This is a genomic window from Acinetobacter sp. A3 (assembly GCF_012371415.1).
Classification (GTDB): domain Bacteria; phylum Pseudomonadota; class Gammaproteobacteria; order Pseudomonadales; family Moraxellaceae; genus Acinetobacter.
Map to the genome: position 1 here is coordinate 1 of NZ_JAAZQW010000094.1, position 846 is coordinate 846.

At 34.6% G+C, this 846-nt stretch carries 1 protein-coding gene; it reads left to right on the top strand.

What is annotated here, in order from left to right; translation table 11 throughout:
• Nucleotides 1–28: 28 nt before the first annotated feature.
• Nucleotides 29–846: IS982 family transposase (locus HHA42_RS13360; protein WP_168526868.1), on the top strand; the 818-nt coding region annotated here is incomplete at its 3' end.

Sequence of the window (846 nt, forward strand, 5' to 3'; positions counted from 1 at the left end):
ACAAAATGTTATAAAACAAGGCTTCTCAATGGATCATATTACCGAATTATTTTGTATTTTGGATGATTTCTGCAAAAAATTTAATGAATCTTTAGAGAAAGCTTTAATTTCTAATCAAAAAACCAGGTTGAAAAAGTCAGCTTTAAGCTTGTCTGAAGCAATGACCATTGTCATTTTATTTCATCAATCCGGTTTTAGATTCTTCAAATATTTTTATTGCCAAATGATCGTTCCATTCTGGAAATCTGCTTTTCCTAAACTGCTTAGCTACAACCGATTTATTGAAATCATGCCCCGTTGTTTGCAAGCTCTGAGTAGTTTCTTCCATCAGGTGAAAGGAAAAGATACGGGAATCAGTATCATTGACTCCACTAAATTGGTAGTTTGCCATAATCTTCGGATTAAAAGGCATCGTGTATTTAAAGGCTTGGCCGGTCGTGGAAAAAGTAGTACGGGTTGGTTTTATGGTTTTAAATTACATCTCGTTATCAATAATTTAGGTGAAATTATTAATCTCAAGCTGACATCGGGAAATGTTCATGATGTTGCTATATTAGAATCTTTAACTCAAGAATTAAAAGGGATCCTACTCGGAGACAAAGGCTATTTGAGCAAAGCAAAAGCCGAAGCTTTAGCAGCAAGAGGACTGAAAATATTGACCCCATCACGTCGGAATATGAAAAATAAACCCATCCAAACTGAAGAAGAAAAACAATTACTTTGCAGAAGAGGATTGATCGAAACAGTGAATGATCAATTAAAAAATTTACATCAACTTGAACATTCACGTCATCGTTCGGTAAATAACTTCATGGTGAATATCATGGCTGCTGTAGTGGCTTATTG